We start from the raw sequence: 17,112 nt of genomic DNA on the forward strand, positions 1-17,112 counted from the left end.
GATAGCATAAGCTACCCCTTGTTTACACATTTTTGCATTATTTCCATAACGCGTGCTTTGCACGATAGCAGTCAACCCACATCGCCGTCGCACCGCATACCGCAACCGGCATGATGAACAAGTTGAGGAAAGGAATCATGGTGAACAGGCTGGTGAGCGCGCCGAACTGCATATTGGCGACCTTCCGGGTGCGCAGAGCCGTGCGCATCTCCCTAAACGGCACCTTATGGTTATCAAACGGGTAGTCACAGTACTGGATGGCAAGCATCCAGGCGCTGAACAGGAACCACAGCACGGGCGCGACCGTCTGGCCGATGCCGGGCACAAAATAAAGGATAAGCAGCACGACCGCGCGCGGCAGGTACCAGGCAAACTTTTGCCATTCGCGCTTCATAATGCGGGGGATGTCTTTCATGATCCCCAGTACGCCCGTGTCGGGTGGCGTTGCACCGGTAAGGCGCGCTTCCAGCTGTTCGGCCAGCAGGCCGTTGAACGGCGCGGCTATCCAGTTCGCAATCGTCGAGAAGAAATAGCCGAAGACCAGCAGCACGGAGATAACCGCAATTGGCCAGAGCAGGTAGTTAAGCCACTGCAACCAGTCCGGCACATAGCTCATAAGAGACGGGATCCAGCTTTCCAGCCTGGTGAACAGCCACCAGAAGGCGCCGCCCATCAGAATAATGTTGATCAGCAACGGCAAGATCACGAAGCGCCGAATGCCCGGCAGGGAGACAAGTTTCCAGCCCTGAGAAAAATACCAGACCCCGCTGCGTGGGGCAGAAGAAGATGTTGAAACCATACCAGGCTGTACTCCTTTTTACACAACCAGTGGAATTGCCCGCCTATATTATCCAGTTACGGGACAATGACCAGTTCGGAAATGTTCGAAAAACCAGCAAAAAGCACGATTTAGTTCATCTTTATGCTGTGAATGCTCTGCACACACTTGCACTTGACGTAAACGGCAAATACTCTTAGTGAGTAAATGTTTGCCGTGGTGGCAAGGTGTTAGAACAACAGAGAATATAATGATGCAGGATTTGCGTCTGATATTAATCATTGTTGGCGCGATCGCCATAATCGCTTTACTGGTACATGGTTTCTGGACCAGCCGTAAAGAGCGTTCCTCAATGTTTCGCGATCGTCCACTGAAGCGCATGAAGTCCAGTCGTGATGACGATGACGTGGAAGACGACATCGACGGGCTGGACGATGACGGCGTGGGTGAAGTTCGTGTGCATCGGGTCAATAGTGCGCCCGGCGCGGCTCATGGGGAGCATGAAGCCCCCCGCGCTCCGCAGCACCAGTATCAACCGCCGTACGCCTCAGCCCAGCCGCGCCAGCCAGCGCCGCAGCCGGTGGAAGAGCCTGTACGTCAGGCACCGCCGCAGCCTGTGCAGCAGCCCGTGGCGCCACAGCCGGTACAGCCGCAACCCGTGCCACAACCTGCGCCGCCAGTTCAGCAGCCGCAGCAGGTGCAGCCGCCGCAGCCTGAACCCGTGCAGCCTGCGCCACAGCCCGCACCTGCTCCGCGCGTAGAGCCTGAGCCGGTCGCAGAGCCAGAACCGGTTGTTGAAAAGCCGCAGCGTAAAGAAGCGGTGATCGTCATGAACGTGGCCGCCCATCATGGCACCCATCTGAACGGCGATGTGCTGCTTAACAGCATTCAACAGGCGGGCTTCAAATTTGGCGATATGAATATTTTCCATCGTCATTTGAGTCCTGACGGCAGCGGTCCGGCACTGTTTAGCCTGGCCAATATGGTGAATCCAGGAACGTTTGACCCGGAAATGACCGGTGATTTCGTCACGCCGGGCGTAACCATCTTTATGCAGGTGCCGTCCTACGGTGACGAACTGCAAAACTTTAAGCTGATGCTCCAGTCCGCTCAGCACATTGCCGACGAAGTGGGCGGTGTGGTGCTCGACGACCAGCGTCGAATGATGACGCCGCAGAAGCTGCGCGAATATCAGGACCGCATCCGCGAAGTTAAGGAAGCTAACGCGTAATCGTCGCGTTTACTTCAACTCCTCCTCAACCCCCGCCTGTCGGGGGTTTTTCTCATTGATGGTGCGATATGGACCCAATCGAACAACAACTTACTGAACTGCGAACCACGCTTCGCCATCATGAATATCTCTATCATGTTATGGACGCCCCGGAAGTGCCGGATGCGGAATATGACCGCCTGATGCGCGAGCTGCGCGAGCTGGAAGCCCGCCATCCGGAGCTGATTACGCCCGACTCCCCGACGCAGCGCGTCGGTGCGGAACCGCTTGGCGCATTCAGCCAGGTGCGCCACGAGGTGCCGATGCTGTCGCTGGATAACGTGTTTGATGAAGAGAGTTTTCTGGCTTTCAACAAGCGCGTGCAGGATCGCCTGAAGAGTGTCGACAACCTGAGCTGGTGCTGCGAGCTGAAGCTGGACGGTCTGGCCGTCAGTATTCTTTATGAAAACGGCGTAATGGTGCGTGCCGCGACGCGCGGCGATGGCACCACCGGGGAAGATATCACCACCAACGTGCGCACCATCCGTGCGATCCCGCTGAAGCTGCGCGGCGATAACATTCCCGCGCGGCTGGAAGTACGCGGGGAGGTGTTCCTTCCGCAGGCGGGCTTCGAGAAGATCAACGAAGAAGCGCGCCGCACCGGCGGAAAAGTATTTGCGAACCCGCGTAACGCGGCGGCAGGCTCTCTGCGTCAGCTCGATCCGCGCATCACCGCGAAGCGACCGCTTACTTTCTTCTGCTACGGCGTCGGGATTCTGGAAGGCGGAGAACTGCCTGATACCCACCTGGGACGTTTACTCCAGTTCAAAGAGTGGGGCTTGCCGGTAAGCAACCGCGTGCAGCTTTGCGACTCCCCTGAGGCGGTGCTGGCGTTCTATCACAAGGTAGAAGAAGATCGTCCTGCTCTCGGGTTTGATATTGACGGCGTGGTGATCAAGGTTAACTCCCTGGCATTGCAGGAGCAGCTGGGCTACGTGGCTCGCGCGCCTCGCTGGGCGGTGGCCTTTAAATTCCCGGCCCAGGAGCAGATGACCGTCGTTCGCGACGTGGAGTTCCAGGTTGGCCGTACGGGAGCGATTACGCCGGTAGCGCGTCTGGAGCCGGTGCAGGTGGCTGGCGTGCTGGTCAGTAACGCCACGCTGCACAACGCCGATGAAATCGCGCGTCTGGGCCTGCGCATTGGCGACAAAGTGGTTATTCGCCGCGCGGGGGATGTGATACCGCAGGTGGTTAACGTTGTGGAGTCAGAGCGTCCCGCCGATACCCGCGCCATTGAGTTTCCGGCCCACTGCCCGGTATGCGGTTCGGACGTAGAGCGCGTGGAGGGTGAAGCGGTAACGCGCTGTACGGGCGGGTTAATCTGCGGGGCACAGCGTAAGGAGTCGCTCAAGCACTTTGTCTCCCGCCGGGCGATGGACGTCGACGGAATGGGTGACAAGATTATCGATCAGCTCGTTGAAAAAGAGTACGTTCATACGCCAGCAGACCTCTTTACGCTGACGGCAGGTAAGCTGACCGGCCTTGACCGGATGGGGCCGAAATCTGCCCAAAACGTGGTCAATGCGCTGGAAGCGGCAAAAAATACAACCTTTGCCCGTTTCCTTTACGCGCTCGGCATTCGTGAAGTGGGGGAGGCGACGGCGGCAGGTCTGGCGGCCTATTTCGGCACGCTGGACGCGCTGGAGAAAGCCAGCATTGAAGAGTTACAGAAAGTCCCGGATGTGGGCATTGTGGTCGCAACCCACGTCTTTAACTTCTTCGCCGAAGAGAGTAACCGCGAGGTGATCGGCAAATTGCTGGAGCAGGGCATTCACTGGCCCGCGCCGGTAGTGGTTAATGTAGAAGAGATCGACAGCCCGTTCGCGGGTAAAACGGTGGTCCTGACCGGTAGCCTGAGCCAGCTCTCGCGCGATGATGCGAAGGCGCGGCTGGTGGCGCTGGGGGCAAAAGTGGCGGGCAGCGTGTCGAAGAAAACGGATCTGGTGATTGCCGGGGAAGCGGCCGGCTCCAAGCTCGCCAAAGCGCAGGAGCTCGGCATTGACGTGATCGGCGAAGCGGAAATGATGCGTCTGTTAGGAGAATAACGTGGAAAAAGAGCAGCTCGTTGAGATCGCCAATACGGAGATGCCGTTCGGTAAATATAAGGGCCGCAGGCTCATTGATTTGCCGGAGGAGTATCTGCTGTGGTTTGCCCGTAAGGACGAGTTTCCCGCCGGGCGTCTGGGCGAGCTGATGGCCGTCACGTTACTGATCAAAACCGAGGGGCTGACCCAGCTGGTTCAGCCCCTGAAGCGTCCTTAAGCCTTTGCGGCGCGGGTCTCTTCCTGCGCCAGTTTTTCCTTCTGCGCCTTGTAACGGCGCGCCAGGACCGCACAGACCATCAGCTGGATTTGGTGGAAAATCATCAGCGGCAGCACCATCATCCCAATGACCGAGGTCGGGAACAAAATATTGGCCATCGGAATCCCGTTGGCCAGGCTCTTTTTCGAGCCGCAAAACACGATGGTGATTTCATCGGCTTTACTGAAGCCGCATTTGCGGGCCACGAAGACGTTAACCGCGATGACGATCGCCAGCAGAACGATACTGACCACAACAATAAACAGCAGCGAACCGGCCCCCACCTTGTGCCAGATGCCGTTGACAACGGCTTCGCTAAAGGCGGTGTAAACCACGAGCAGAATCGAGCTCTGATCCGTTTTCGCGATCCATTTTTTGCGTTTAGCCACGAACGCGCCGATCCAGGGGCGGGACAGGTGCCCAAGCACAAACGGCAGCAGCAGCTGCAGGCAAATTTTACCCACCTGCTCCAGGTTACCTTCCGCGCCGTGCATATTCATCAGCAGCCCAACCAGCAGCGGGGAAACAAAGATCCCCAGCAGGCTGGAAGCGGAAGCGGAGCAGACCGCCGCCGCGACGTTGCCGCCCGCCAGTGAGGTAAAAGCGATGGCGGACTGTACGGTGGCCGGCAAAATACACAGATAGAGGAAACCGGTATAAAGCGCCGGATCGACGTTCACCGGTGCCCACCAGGCAAACAACACCCCCAGAACCGGGAAGAGGATAAAGGTGCTGCACATTACCCAGAGATGCAGCCGCCAGTGGCTGCCGCCTGCAATAATCGCTTCCCGGGAGAGCTTGGCGCCGTGCATAAAGAACAGCAGCGCGATGGCGGCCGTGGTCAGCCCTTCAATAACTGGAACGAAACTTCCGCGCGCCGGGAAGAAGGAGGCCAGCAGGACGACGGCAATTAGGGTCAGCGTAAACGGATCAAGGATACGAAAAAGTTTCATAATCACTCCTGAAATCAGATATCGCTATTGTGCTTTCTTCCCTTTGAGAAATAAAATTGATTTATTGCATTTATTCATGAATTAATTAGATGAATTATTCACTACGTCAGCTTCGCGTTTTTGTTACCGTCGCGCAGGCCCGCAGCTTTAGCCGGGCAGGGGAGATGATCGGCCTCAGCCAGTCGGCGGTCAGCCATAGCGTTAAGGAGCTGGAAACCCAGACCGGCGTAAAGCTCCTTGACCGCACGACGCGGGAAGTGGTGCTCACCGAAGCAGGACAGCAGCTGGCCGCGCGTCTGGAGAGGCTGCTGGACGAACTGAACAGCACGCTGAGGGATGTGGGCCGGCTTGGGCAACAGCTTTCCGGCACCGTGAGAGTGGCGGCGAGCCAGACGATCTCCGCGCACCTTATCCCCCAGTGCATCGCTGAAGGCAACCTGCGCTACCCGGATATCGATTTTGTTTTGCACGACAGGCCGCAGCAGTGGGTGCTGGAGAGCATCCGCCAGGGCGAGGTGGATTTTGGCATCGTTATTGACCCCGGCCCGGTGAGCGATCTGGTTTCGGAGGTTGTCCTGTCTGAACCCTTCCTGCTGCTGTGTCGCGACGACGATCCGCTGGCATTGTTACCGCAGGTGGGCTGGCAGTCGCTCCAGGGGGCGAATCTGGTTTTGCAGGATTACGCGTCGGGAAGTCGCCCGCTGATTGACGCAGCCCTGGCGGCGCAAGGCGTTCAGGCTACCATCGTTCAGGAGATCGGCCACCCCGCAACGTTATTCCCCATGGTAGAAGCGGGAATCGGTATCAGCGTATTGCCAGCGCTGGCGCTGCCCCTGCCGCAGGGAAGCCGCCTGGTTGTTAAGCGTTTTACGCCGGCTATCGAGCGTCAGCTGATGCTGGTACGCCGTAAAAATCGCTCGCTCTCGGGAGCGGCGCAGGCTATCTGGGAAGTGGTGCGCATACAGTCTCAGAAATTAACCCAGGCCCGCACGCGCGACCCGCTGTTTAGCGTTTCTGATTGTCAGATATAGACATCAATCTGACGATCGTCGGAAGGGTGATTAACCCCTTCGGCTTTACCCAGCATTTGCTCCTGCTTTTTCTGCGCTTCTTCGGCCTGCTGGCGCTGCAATTGTGCCAGCTGCGCCTGTAGCATTTTGATTTGCGTCTGGATCAGCTCCTGCTGCTTTTTCTTTTCTTCTGCGCTGGCGGAGCTATCGGCAAGCTCTTTTAACTGCTGAGTCAGCTTTGTGATCTGCTTCGTGATCCGCATGATTTGTGCGGAGATATCGTTGCCGCTCACATTTCCGCTGCTGCCGGTGCTTTGGCTCTGAACGGATGGCGTTGATGCATGAATGGTGGTCATCTTTATTCCTCTTGCCATAAATAAGAGGTATCGGCACGGCGGCGGGGAGCTTGAGAAAAACTGCAGCAGAAGGTGCTGTATCGCAGATAGCAAAAAAGCGCCTTTAGGGCGCTTTTTTACACTGGTGGGTCGTGCAGGATGACTCGCTTCGCTCGCCCTTCGGGCCGTCGTCGTAAACGACTCCGGTGCCTCACTGCGTTCGGCTCGAACCTGCAGCAGGTTCGAATCATCCATATTGCAGATAGCAAAAAAGCGCCTTTAGGGCGCTTTTTTACATTGGTGGGTCGTGCAGGATGACTCGCTTCGCTCGCCCTTCGGGCCGTCGTCGTAAACGACTCCGGTGCCTCACTGCGTTCGGCTCGAACCTGCAGCAGGTTCGAATCATCCATATTGCAGATAGCAAAAAAGCGCCTTTAGGGCGCTTTTTTACATTGGTGGGTCGTGCAGGATTCGAACCTGCGACCAATTGATTAAAAGTCAACTGCTCTACCAACTGAGCTAACGACCCGAAATGGTGGGCGATGACGGGCTCGAACCGCCGACCCCCTCCGTGTAAAGGAGATGCTCTACCAACTGAGCTAATCGCCCATTTCGGAACTGCTGCGATAAGGTGAGAATGGTGGGCGATGACGGGCTCGAACCGCCGACCCCCTCCGTGTAAAGGAGATGCTCTACCAACTGAGCTAATCGCCCAATCTCAATTCTTATCTACACTGCGAGCCTACCGAAGTAGATGGTGGGTGATGACGGGCTCGAACCGCCGACCCCCTCCGTGTAAAGGAGATGCTCTACCAACTGAGCTAATCACCCCCGCTGTGTGGAGTCGCATTATAGGGAGAGTTGAAAATGAGTCAACGCATTTTCTAAAGTTTTTATTCGTTCGTCGTAAAATTAGTCAAAACGATCGCAAAACCGACTGCGGTGCATGATTTCTAAACAAAAACAGCAATCTCGGGCCGGATAAAGTGATCGACATTGAGGAATCGGCCCACAGTGATAGAATATTGCCCATTGTTTTCTCCCCAGGATTTGCCGATTACCGGCATCTTTATAACGTAAGGCCATTTCATGAAAATCAAAACTCGCTTCGCGCCGAGCCCGACAGGCTATCTGCACGTCGGTGGTGCACGTACTGCTCTCTATTCCTGGCTTTTCGCACGTCACAACAAAGGTGAGTTTGTGCTGCGTATTGAAGACACCGATCTTGAGCGCTCAACGCCGGAAGCAATTGAAGCCATTATGGATGGGATGAACTGGCTGAATCTGCAGTGGGATGAAGGCCCTTACTTCCAGACCAAACGTTTTGACCGCTATAACGCCGTGATTGACGAGATGCTGGTCGCAGGTACCGCCTATAAGTGTTACTGCTCCAAAGAGCGTCTGGATGCGCTGCGCGAAGAGCAGATGGCAAACGGTGAAAAACCACGCTATGACGGCCGCTGCCGTCATGACCACAGCGAACATGCCGCTGACGAACCGTGCGTGGTGCGTTTTGCTAACCCGCAGGACGGCTCCGTTATTTTTGATGACCAGATCCGTGGCCCAATCGAATTCAGCAACCAGGAACTGGACGACCTGATTATCCGTCGTACCGATGGTTCTCCTACCTATAACTTCTGCGTGGTGGTGGACGACTGGGATATGGAGATCACCCATGTGATCCGTGGGGAAGACCATATCAATAACACGCCTCGTCAGATCAACATTCTCAAAGCGCTTAACGCGCCAGTGCCGGTGTATGCGCACGTATCAATGATCAACGGTGACGACGGTAAAAAACTGTCCAAGCGTCATGGTGCGGTGAGCGTGATGCAGTACCGTGATGACGGCTATCTGCCGGAAGCGCTGCTGAACTATCTGGTGCGTCTGGGCTGGGCTCACGGCGATCAGGAGATCTTCAGCCGCGAAGAGGTGATCGAGCTGTTCTCTCTGAACTCGGTGAGCAAATCAGCCAGCGCGTTCAACACTGACAAGCTGCTGTGGCTGAACCACCACTACATCAATACCATGCAGCCAGAATATGTGGCGACGTACCTGCAGTGGCATATTGAGCAGGCAAATATCGATACCCGTACCGGCCCCGAGCTGGCGGATCTGGTGAAACTGCTCGGCGAACGTTGTAAAACGCTGAAAGAGATTGCCCAGAGCTGCCGCTACTTCTATGAAGAGTTTGACGAGTTCGACGCCGACGCGGCGAAGAAGCATCTGCGTCCGGTTGCGCGCCAGCCGCTGGAAGTGGTGCGCGACAAACTGGAAGCCATTACCGAGTGGACTGCTGAAAATGTTCACCACGCGATTCAGGCTACCGCTGATGAGCTGGAAATCGGCATGGGTAAAGTTGGCATGCCGCTGCGCGTTGCGGTGACGGGTGCTGGCCAGTCTCCGGCGCTGGACGTGACCGTTCATGCGATCGGTAAATCACGCAGCATTGCGCGTATCAACAAGGCGCTGGGTTTTATTGCCGAGCGTGAAAGCCAGCAGTAATTCTGGCGTGTTACGGTAAACGGCAGGGTGACCTGCCGTTTTTTATGTCTGCTATTCAGCAATACCGAGACGTGTAAGAAAACCCTGCAAGCCTTCGCGGGCGAGCAACGTGCGTAAACGTTCCTGTTCGGCAGTCGTCATGTTTTCCAGCGAGTCGATGATTTGCGGAAGCAGGCTCGCTGAGGTCGCCACGCCATACGGGGAAGGACTTTCCGCCAGCTGGTATACGGCGCGACGGTTACGAATGGCAGGAAGGCTGATGATATGCTCTTTTACGTGAGCATCGATACAGACCACCCTTGCTCTTCCACCCTTTACACCGTTAATGCCCTCTGTTTTCCAGCCTTTTTGTCGTATCCAGCGATTAACGGTTTGTCGGGCTACGCCCAGACTGTCCGCCAGCTCTTCCGTGGTCATTTTGCTGCGTAATCTTTTCATATCAGCTCTGTTCGCGAATCCCTAAACGTTGCAATAATCCGGTAATCCCTTCCCGCAGTAACAGAGAGGTTAACTGCTTTTGCTCATCCGGCGTCATTTCATTCGCCAGCGTCAGAAGCAGGGCATGAAGCGAACCGTCGTGGTAAGCATTTTCCGGCATGTCCGGCGTCTCTGTTGCCCGGCGCGCGCTGCGAATAAAGTCGCGCACCTTATCATTGACGTGTACCAGACGCGCCTTGCCGCCCTGAACGCCTGGCTTTGGCGAAGTAATCCAACCCTCTTTACGTACCCATTTATTGATGGTCTGTCGGCTATAGCCAGTCAGCAAGGCTAACTCTTCTGGCGTCATTCGTTCCTTGATCATGCAATTTCCTGAATATCTGTGGGGTTAATTTAGTGGTTCATCTTATAGCACCGTTTTACGTGAAAACGTGACAGGCTTAACTCCTGACTGCGAGCAGGCTCGCAAAGTGGTTTATTTGCATGATTTTTCGGCGATTGAAAGGCAGAGACTGAATTTGCCGTTGACACTCTGCGGCGGAATTCATATTATGCCGCCCGTCAACATGACAGCTTTACGATGGGGCTATAGCTCAGCTGGGAGAGCGCCTGCATGGCATGCAGGAGGTCAGCGGTTCGATCCCGCTTAGCTCCACCAAACTCTGAACCCAACAGAGTGCGGTCGGTAAAGTAACATGTGGGGCTATAGCTCAGCTGGGAGAGCGCTTGCATGGCATGCAAGAGGTCAGCGGTTCGATCCCGCTTAGCTCCACCAAAATTTAAACCCTCGTCGCAAGACGGGGGTTTTTTTATATGTTGTAAAATATTTTTACTGGTTTTGTTGCCAGTTACGTCGTTTTCTATACCTCACCTCAATCCAAATCAATAAACATGTCCATAATTAGACTTGAACTTGATTCGTGCAATTAATAAACCTATTATCCATGCGGTCAATAAGACGATGGTAAAATAGATTTTCTTAATTAATGAATAGAAAAATATACAATAATGTAAAGATATTTATCATTGCCCTGGCGCTATGCCTGTTTGTGATCCCCCTTTCCCGTTATGTTTCTCCGCGCGCCATTGTAAACGAAAATGATGTTTATTTAGCATGGCTGCCGCTGAGCGCCATGCTCGCCATCGTGCTGTTATTCGGGCGACGGGCAGTCATTCCGCTGCTGTTTGGTTTTAGTTTTACTAACATATATAACCTTGATTTAGCGCCGCTACAATCTGCCGCGCTATTATTTTGCCAGACGTTCGCGGTTTTTGCGGCATGCGGCGTAATCCGCCTGCTGCTGGGCAAGCGCTGGCGGTACAGCATGCCAAATAAGTCTGTTGGTATTCATATATTCTGGCTCGGTTTTATGGTACCTGTCGGTATCAAATTATCAATGTATCTGGCTGGCTATTTATTTGATTTTCCGGTGACAATCTCCTCTTATTTCGGCGAAGGCTCCGCAATTTATAATGTTATCGATATTCAGAGCCTGATTTGCGCCGCGCTGATTTTTACCATGATGTTCTATTATCCATTAAGAATGATTATTAATCCCCGTTATGCCCGCACGTTCTGGCGACGCAGCGTTAAGCCTCTCTTCGCAGACAGAAAAGCCGTATTTACAGTAGTGTGGCTAATGCTTTTAGTCTCCCTCATTGCAATTTTGTGCGCGCCTTTTGAATCGCAGATTATTGCAGGCTATTTGATGCCTTTAGTTTTCATTCTTTTCACGCTTGGTATTGGTCGCCTGAGCTATGCTCCCATCTCGCTGCTGTGGGCGGCGTCGGCGCTCATGCTATTGACCTATAATTATAATTTCCTCAACGGCGTCGAGTCGGGTCACTCGCTCTCCTTTATCCTGTCCGTTCTGATCTCATTCGCCATCTGCCTGCTTTTTATGTCGCGGATTTACCAGAAAAGCGAGTGGCTAAAGCAGGGCTGGCAGGACAGGGCACTTACCGATCCGCTCACCGGTTTGCCCAACGTCCGCGCGCTGGAAGCGTTCCTGCAAACACATCCAGACGCCAGGGTGTGTTGTCTGCGCCTGGATAACCTCGAGTTCCTGAGCCGCTACTACGGCATTCTTATGCGCGTGCACTGTAAAAAGATGATTGCCACGTCGCTGCAACCGCTTTTGCAAAAAGACGAGAAGCTCTTCCATTTGCCTGGAAGCGAGCTGGTTCTGGTATTGCTGGGGCCGGGCACCGCCGAGCGGCTGCAATACATGGTTGACCATCTGAACAGCCGTAAGATTATCTGGAACAAGACGGAGCTGGACATTGAGTTTGGCGCATCCTGGGGAGAAGTGCCGGATGGTGAAAGCCTGCACCACACGCTGGGACAGCTGAGCTGGCTCTCCGAGCAGTCTTGTGCCGGGCATAATGTGCTGGCGTTAACGAACAGCCTGGACGATGTCTCCGGGCAGACAACGGACAGGGTGCTGATGCTGGCCCGTATCAAACGCGCCCTGGATATCGGCGGGATTCACCTGTACGCCCAGCCCATTCAGAACGCGCGCGGGGAAGGCTACTTCGAAATTCTTTCTCGCCTGGAAAGTGAGGGTGAGATCATCACCCCGGACCGTTTTATCCCGCTGATTGCGCAGTTTAACCTGAGCCACCGGTTCGACCTCAACGTGGTGGAAAAGCTGCTGGTCTGGCTGCGCGATCACCCGTCCAGCGAGGCCGGAACGCGTTTTTCCGTTAATCTGATGCCGCTGACGTTAATGCAAAATGAGAGTGCAGCAGAGATTATCGCGCTTTTTGAACGCTATGCCGTCGCGCCGCAGGATATCGTTATCGAGATTACCGAGGAGCAGGCGTTTTCCGACTCGGGCAGCAGCATGAAAAATATTCAGCTGCTGCGGGATTACGGCTTTCGTATCGCTATTGATGACTTTGGTACCGGGTATGCCAACTTTGAGCGCCTGAAGCGGCTGGAGGCCGATATCATCAAGATTGATGGCTGCTTTGTGAAAGATATCTGTACCGACAGCATGGATGCGATGATCGTGCAGTCCATTTGCAATCTGGCAAAAACAAAATCCCTTTGCGTGGTGGCTGAATATGTGGAGTCACCGGAACAGCGTGAGGCGCTGCTGGGCCTTGGCGTGGATTACATGCAGGGGTACTTAATCGGCAAGCCTGTGCCGCTCACGGCGCTGGAGAAATAAAAAAACTGGGAGCAAAAGCTCCCGGTTTTCGTTAAGCGGTCAGGATTACAGAACCAGAGCTGCAATAGAGGCAGACAGTACGCTCACCAGCGTTGAACCGTAAACAAGCTTCAGGCCGAAGCGAGAAACCACGTTACCCTGCTCTTCGTTCAGGCCTTTAATCGCGCCAGCGATGATACCGATAGAAGAGAAGTTCGCGAAGGAGACCAGGAACACGGACAGAATGCCTTCCGCACGTGGAGACAGCGTGCTGGCAATCTTCTGGAGATCCATCATCGCCACGAATTCATTGGAAACCAGCTTGGTTGCCATGATACTTCCCACCTGCAGCGCCTCGTGCGCCGGCACGCCCATTACCCAGGCGACCGGATAGAAGATGTAGCCCAGGATACCCTGGAAGGAGATCCCCAGAACGGCCGCAAACAGGGCGTTCAGCGCTGCAATCAGCGCGATGAAACCAATCAGCATCGCGGCAACGATAATCGCGACCTTGAAACCAGCCAGAATGTATTCACCCAGCATTTCGAAGAAGCTCTGTCCTTCATGCAGGTTGGACATCTGGATGTTCTCTTCGCTGGCGTCCACGCGGTATGGGTTGATGATCGACAGAACGATAAAGGTGCTGAACATGTTCAGAACCAGCGCCGCAACCACGTATTTTGGCTCCAGCATGGTCATATACGCGCCCACGATAGACATGGAAACGGTAGACATTGCGGTCGCCGCCATGGTGTACATGCGGTTGCGGGACATCTTGCCGAGGATATCTTTATACGCGATAAAGTTTTCAGACTGGCCCAGGATCAGCGAGCTGACGGCGTTGAACGATTCCAGCTTGCCCATGCCGTTGACTTTGGACAACAGGAAACCAATCGCACGGATAACCACGGGCAGAACGCGGATGTGCTGCAGGATCCCGATCAGGGCGGAGATGAAGACGATAGGGCAGAGAACCTTCAGGAAGAAGAAGGCCAGACCCTGATCGTTCATGCTGCCAAAGACGAAGTTTGTCCCTTCGTTGGCAAATCCGAGCAGTTTTTCGAACATTTCGGAGAAGCCTTTCACGAAGCCGAGGCCTACGTTGGAGTTCAGGAAGAACCACGCAAGTAAAACTTCAATGACCAGCAGCTGGACAACATAGCGAATACGAATTTTTTTGCGGTCTGTGCTGACCAGCAATGCAAGTGCAGTAACGACAACGAGTGCCAGGACAAAATGAAGGACGCGGTCCATATTTGCTCCAAATATGAGGCAGGTTTAATTTCCGTGCACATTCTATGTAACAAGCACAAAGAAAACGAGATCAAGGCCACACTATAGTTACATCCTGTGACGAGTCTCAAAAATAGTGATCAACAATACATTTTTGTTATGTTAGGTAAATGAGTGAAAAGTTAAGTTTGTGTGCTACGCTTCACAAATGTTCGTGCATTTTCACATTCTGTGATATCGCTCCACCTGCCTGTCTATCGTTCCCGGCTATCAGAGAAATCATGTTAACCACTTTAAATGATCTTGATAATCATTCTCATTTTGATAGCATAAAACATAGCAAAGGCTATATTTCCAGAGGCAGAAATGACTAACAGTCGCGTAGAGCGTAGCAGCGGCAGGGCGGCACGCAAGTTGCGGTTCGCATTAATGGGACCTGCATTCATTGCCGCTATTGGCTACATCGATCCGGGTAATTTTGCGACCAATATTCAGGCCGGAGCCAGTTTCGGCTATAAGCTGCTGTGGGTGGTGGTGTGGGCTAATCTGATGGCAATGCTGATTCAGATGCTCTCGGCCAAACTCGGCATTGCCACCGGAAAAAACCTGGCGGAGCAAATCCGCGACCACTATCCGCGACCGGCGGTATGGTTTTACTGGGTTCAGGCGGAAATTATCGCCATGGCCACCGATCTCGCCGAGTTTATCGGGGCGGCGATCGGGTTCAAGCTCATCCTCGGCGTCTCCCTGCTGCAGGGGGCTGTGCTGACGGGTATCGCCACGTTTCTTATACTGATGCTTCAGCGGCGGGGACAGAAGCCCCTGGAGAAAGTTATCGGCGGCCTGCTGCTGTTTGTCGCTGCCGCCTATATCGTTGAGCTGGTATTCTCTCAGCCGAACCTGGCGCAGCTGACGAAGGGAATGGTAATCCCTTCGCTACCTACGTCCGAAGCCGTATTTCTGGCGGCCGGGGTGCTGGGGGCAACCATCATGCCGCACGTTATTTATCTCCACTCTTCCCTGACCCAGAACCTGCATGGTGGGACGAGTAAGGAGCGTTACTCCGCGTCGAAATGGGACGTGGCTATCGCGATGACCATCGCCGGATTTGTGAATCTGGCAATGATGGCGACCGCCGCTGCCGCCTTCCACTTTAACGGACATACCGGTGTCGCCGATCTCGATCAGGCCTATCTGACGCTGGAGCCGTTGCTGAGCCATGCCGCTGCCACAATTTTTGGCTTGAGCCTCGTTGCCGCCGGTCTCTCTTCGACGGTTGTAGGCACGCTGGCAGGCCAGGTGGTTATGCAGGGTTTCGTCCGTTTCCATATTCCGCTGTGGGTGCGTCGCTCGGTAACTATGCTGCCTTCTTTTATTGTCATTCTGATGGGGCTGGATCCAACCCGCATTCTGGTGATGAGCCAGGTATTGCTGAGTTTCGGAATTGCGCTTGCGCTGGTGCCGCTGCTGATCTTTACCAGTGACAAAACGCTGATGGGCGAGCTGGTCAATACGGCGCTGGTGAAACGCACCGGATGGGCCATCGTGCTGGTGGTCGTGGCGCTAAACCTGTGGCTGCTGGTCGGCACAATCGCAGGGCTATAAAAAAAGGAGCCGCAAGGCTCCTTTCAGAATTAATGGTGATGGCCGTGTCCGCGGCCTCTCCCGTGACCCCTGCCGCCGTGGCGGTCATCGCGGTCGCGCCAGCCTTCACGGTAGCCGCGTTCATAGGCTTTGCGTTTATCCCAGCCGCGGTGATAGCCGTTGTCGTGTTTCCACCAGCGGTTTTTACGCCATTCATAATGACGATGCCAGTAGTCACGGTCGCGCCAGTAGCCACCGTCCCAGTATCTGCCGTAGTCATCACGATCGCCAATTTGTAATTTTACGGATGGCAACAGGGTGATTTCGCCCGCGTTGGCGACCAGCGGGGCCGAAGCCAGTAATACCGCTGCAAGAATCAGTGACCTGAACATACTTTTCTCCTTCACGATCGGGGCCGTTGTCCGGCCTGTTAACGCAATATTAAGGGGTGGTAAAGTCCCTTATCATCGCCTCAACTCCGAAATCTCAGGTGAGAGCACTTTTTGCTAAAGATGATTTTATGTTGTGCTACTGAGTATGTTGTCGATCGCGATTAACTCGTCCGCAGAGAAATGCAAATTCCCCAGCATGCCGACCGCATCATCGATTTGTGCGGTCTTACTTGCACCAATCAGCACTGAGGTAACGGCTTCATGGCGCAGTACCCACGCCAGGGCCATCTGCGACAGCTTCTGCCCGCGGCTTTCGGCCAGAGCGTTAAGCTGTTGTACCTTTTCCCGTTTCTCTTCGGTTATCTGCTCTGGGTTAAGAAACTTACTGCCGCTGGCTGCGCGGGAATCTGCGGGTATCCCGTGGAGATAGCGATCGGTCAGCTGTCCGCCCGCCAGGGGAGAGAAGGGAATACAACCCACCCCTTTCTGCTGCAACACCTGGAGCAAACCCGCTTCCGGGGCGCGTTCGAACATGGAGTACTTCGGCTGGTGGATAAGACAGGGCGTGCCCAGATCCTCCAGTATTTCAATCGCCTGTCGCGCCAGCTCTGCCGGGTAGTTGGACAGGCCGATGTACAGCGCTTTGCCCTGGCGCACCAGATGGTCAAGCGCTTTCATCGTTTCACCGAGCGGCGTTTCCGGATCGGGACGGTGGTGATAGAAAATATCCACATACTCGAGTCCCATGCGTTTGAGGCTCTGATCCAGGCTGGAGATCAGATATTTACGCGAACCCCAGTCGCCGTAGGGCCCGTCCCACATGGTGTAGCCCGCTTTGGTGGAGACGATCACCTCATCGCGCCAGGGCAGGAAATCTTCCTGCAGGATGCGCCCGAAGTTGCGTTCGGCTGAGCCGGGAGGCGGGCCGTAGTTATTGGCAAGGTCAAAATGCGTAATACCTAAATCAAAGGCGCGCTGTAAAAGTTGACGGCTGTTTTCGAGCAGCGTCGCGTCGCCAAAATTATGCCAGAGGCCCAGCGAGATGGCGGGTAACCTGAGTCCGCTCTGCCCGCAGCGGCGGTACTGCATTGTCTGGTAACGATTTTTGTCAGGCTGATAGCCCATAGTCATGTCCTCTGGCGCAGGTAAGAAAAGTCA

15 protein-coding genes, 6 tRNA genes and 2 other RNA genes are annotated in these 17,112 nt (G+C 54.6%); 9 read left to right on the forward strand and 14 right to left on the reverse strand.

Translation table 11 applies throughout. The features are described from left to right. Positions 1-37: 37 nt before the first annotated feature. Positions 38-799, reverse strand: a complete 762-nt coding sequence (cysZ, locus tag HWQ14_RS11650; protein ID WP_176609806.1) for a sulfate transporter CysZ — start codon at positions 797-799, stop codon at positions 38-40. Positions 800-1,028: 229 nt separating this feature from the next. On the opposite strand from cysZ, the gene zipA reads away from it, so the two are divergent. From zipA to HWQ14_RS11665, 3 genes are all read left to right on the forward strand, one after another. Next, on the forward strand, positions 1,029-2,009 hold the full coding sequence (gene zipA / locus HWQ14_RS11655) for a cell division protein ZipA (RefSeq protein WP_176609807.1): 981 nt from the start codon (positions 1,029-1,031) through the stop codon (positions 2,007-2,009). A 68-nt stretch (positions 2,010-2,077) separates the two neighbouring features. Then, complete coding sequence (ligA, locus tag HWQ14_RS11660; RefSeq protein ID WP_176609808.1) at positions 2,078-4,093, forward strand: NAD-dependent DNA ligase LigA; 2,016 nt, start codon at positions 2,078-2,080, stop codon at positions 4,091-4,093. 1 nt (position 4,094) lies between these two features. Further along, complete coding sequence (locus HWQ14_RS11665) at positions 4,095-4,310, forward strand: DUF3820 family protein (RefSeq protein WP_048959525.1); 216 nt, start codon at positions 4,095-4,097, stop codon at positions 4,308-4,310. Here HWQ14_RS11665 and HWQ14_RS11670 read toward each other — a convergent pair. Further along, positions 4,307-5,302, reverse strand: a complete 996-nt coding sequence (locus HWQ14_RS11670) for a bile acid:sodium symporter family protein (RefSeq protein WP_176609809.1) — start codon at positions 5,300-5,302, stop codon at positions 4,307-4,309. The genes HWQ14_RS11665 and HWQ14_RS11670 overlap by 4 nt on opposite strands. 89 nt (positions 5,303-5,391) lie before the next feature. On the opposite strand from HWQ14_RS11670, the gene HWQ14_RS11675 reads away from it, so the two are divergent. Next, a complete protein-coding gene (locus tag HWQ14_RS11675; protein WP_148419991.1) occupies positions 5,392-6,333 on the forward strand; it encodes a LysR family transcriptional regulator in 942 nt (313 codons plus the stop codon). Here the strand turns inward: HWQ14_RS11675 and HWQ14_RS11680 are convergent. The 7 genes from HWQ14_RS11680 to HWQ14_RS11710 form a co-directional block, all read right to left on the reverse strand. Next, complete coding sequence (locus tag HWQ14_RS11680) at positions 6,324-6,668, reverse strand: FlxA-like family protein (RefSeq protein WP_176609810.1); 345 nt, start codon at positions 6,666-6,668, stop codon at positions 6,324-6,326. The two genes, HWQ14_RS11675 and HWQ14_RS11680, sit on opposite strands and share 10 nt — an antisense overlap. A gap of 122 nt (positions 6,669-6,790) precedes the next feature. Next, a non-coding RNA gene (locus tag HWQ14_RS11685) (RtT sRNA) lies at positions 6,791-6,916 on the reverse strand. A 29-nt stretch (positions 6,917-6,945) separates the two neighbouring features. Next, positions 6,946-7,071: non-coding RNA, RtT sRNA (locus HWQ14_RS11690), on the reverse strand. Positions 7,072-7,100: 29 nt separating this feature from the next. Further along, a tRNA-Lys gene (locus HWQ14_RS11695) sits at positions 7,101-7,176 on the reverse strand. 4 nt (positions 7,177-7,180) lie between these two features. Beyond that, positions 7,181-7,256 (reverse strand) — tRNA-Val (locus HWQ14_RS11700). A gap of 29 nt (positions 7,257-7,285) precedes the next feature. Beyond that, positions 7,286-7,361: transfer RNA gene (locus HWQ14_RS11705), tRNA-Val, on the reverse strand. A 41-nt stretch (positions 7,362-7,402) separates the two neighbouring features. Next, positions 7,403-7,478: transfer RNA gene (locus HWQ14_RS11710), tRNA-Val, on the reverse strand. Between the two features lie 258 nt (positions 7,479-7,736). Between HWQ14_RS11710 and gltX the strand changes: the two genes are divergently transcribed. After that, on the forward strand, positions 7,737-9,152 hold the full coding sequence (gltX, locus tag HWQ14_RS11715; protein ID WP_176609811.1) for a glutamate--tRNA ligase: 1,416 nt from the start codon (positions 7,737-7,739) through the stop codon (positions 9,150-9,152). A gap of 51 nt (positions 9,153-9,203) precedes the next feature. Here the strand turns inward: gltX and HWQ14_RS11720 are convergent, their stop codons facing one another. Further along, a complete protein-coding gene (locus tag HWQ14_RS11720) occupies positions 9,204-9,590 on the reverse strand; it encodes a YfeC-like transcriptional regulator (RefSeq protein ID WP_209007142.1) in 387 nt (128 codons plus the stop codon). 1 nt (position 9,591) lies between these two features. Beyond that, positions 9,592-9,954 carry a YfeC-like transcriptional regulator gene (locus HWQ14_RS11725; protein WP_148419988.1) on the reverse strand — a complete coding sequence of 121 codons (363 nt, stop codon included), beginning with the start codon at positions 9,952-9,954 and terminating at the stop codon, positions 9,592-9,594. A gap of 218 nt (positions 9,955-10,172) precedes the next feature. Here HWQ14_RS11725 and HWQ14_RS11730 point away from each other — a divergent pair. From HWQ14_RS11730 to HWQ14_RS11740, 3 genes are all read left to right on the forward strand, one after another. Then, positions 10,173-10,248, forward strand: a tRNA-Ala gene (locus HWQ14_RS11730). Between the two features lie 41 nt (positions 10,249-10,289). After that, positions 10,290-10,365 (forward strand) — tRNA-Ala (locus HWQ14_RS11735). Between the two features lie 211 nt (positions 10,366-10,576). After that, positions 10,577-12,766 (forward strand): sensor domain-containing phosphodiesterase, encoded by a 2,190-nt coding sequence (locus HWQ14_RS11740; protein WP_176609812.1) that lies wholly within the window; start codon positions 10,577-10,579, stop codon positions 12,764-12,766. A gap of 45 nt (positions 12,767-12,811) precedes the next feature. On the opposite strand, the gene nupC is transcribed toward HWQ14_RS11740, so the two are convergent. Continuing rightward, positions 12,812-13,999, reverse strand: a complete 1,188-nt coding sequence (nupC, locus tag HWQ14_RS11745; RefSeq protein ID WP_148419986.1) for a nucleoside permease NupC — start codon at positions 13,997-13,999, stop codon at positions 12,812-12,814. 345 nt (positions 14,000-14,344) lie between these two features. Between nupC and HWQ14_RS11750 the strand changes: the two genes are divergently transcribed. After that, positions 14,345-15,583 carry an Nramp family divalent metal transporter gene (locus HWQ14_RS11750; protein WP_148419985.1) on the forward strand — a complete coding sequence of 413 codons (1,239 nt, stop codon included), beginning with the start codon at positions 14,345-14,347 and terminating at the stop codon, positions 15,581-15,583. Positions 15,584-15,612: 29 nt separating this feature from the next. Here the strand turns inward: HWQ14_RS11750 and HWQ14_RS11755 are convergent, their stop codons facing one another. Both HWQ14_RS11755 and mgrA read right to left on the reverse strand, forming a co-directional pair. Beyond that, positions 15,613-15,954 carry a DUF2502 domain-containing protein gene (locus HWQ14_RS11755; RefSeq protein WP_148419984.1) on the reverse strand — a complete coding sequence of 114 codons (342 nt, stop codon included), beginning with the start codon at positions 15,952-15,954 and terminating at the stop codon, positions 15,613-15,615. 126 nt (positions 15,955-16,080) lie between these two features. Further along, positions 16,081-17,079 carry an L-glyceraldehyde 3-phosphate reductase gene (mgrA, locus tag HWQ14_RS11760; protein ID WP_176609813.1) on the reverse strand — a complete coding sequence of 333 codons (999 nt, stop codon included), beginning with the start codon at positions 17,077-17,079 and terminating at the stop codon, positions 16,081-16,083. Positions 17,080-17,112: the final 33 nt, after the last annotated feature.

This window comes from Enterobacter cloacae, assembly GCF_013375935.1.
GTDB classification, from domain to species: Bacteria; Pseudomonadota; Gammaproteobacteria; order Enterobacterales; family Enterobacteriaceae; genus Enterobacter; species Enterobacter pasteurii.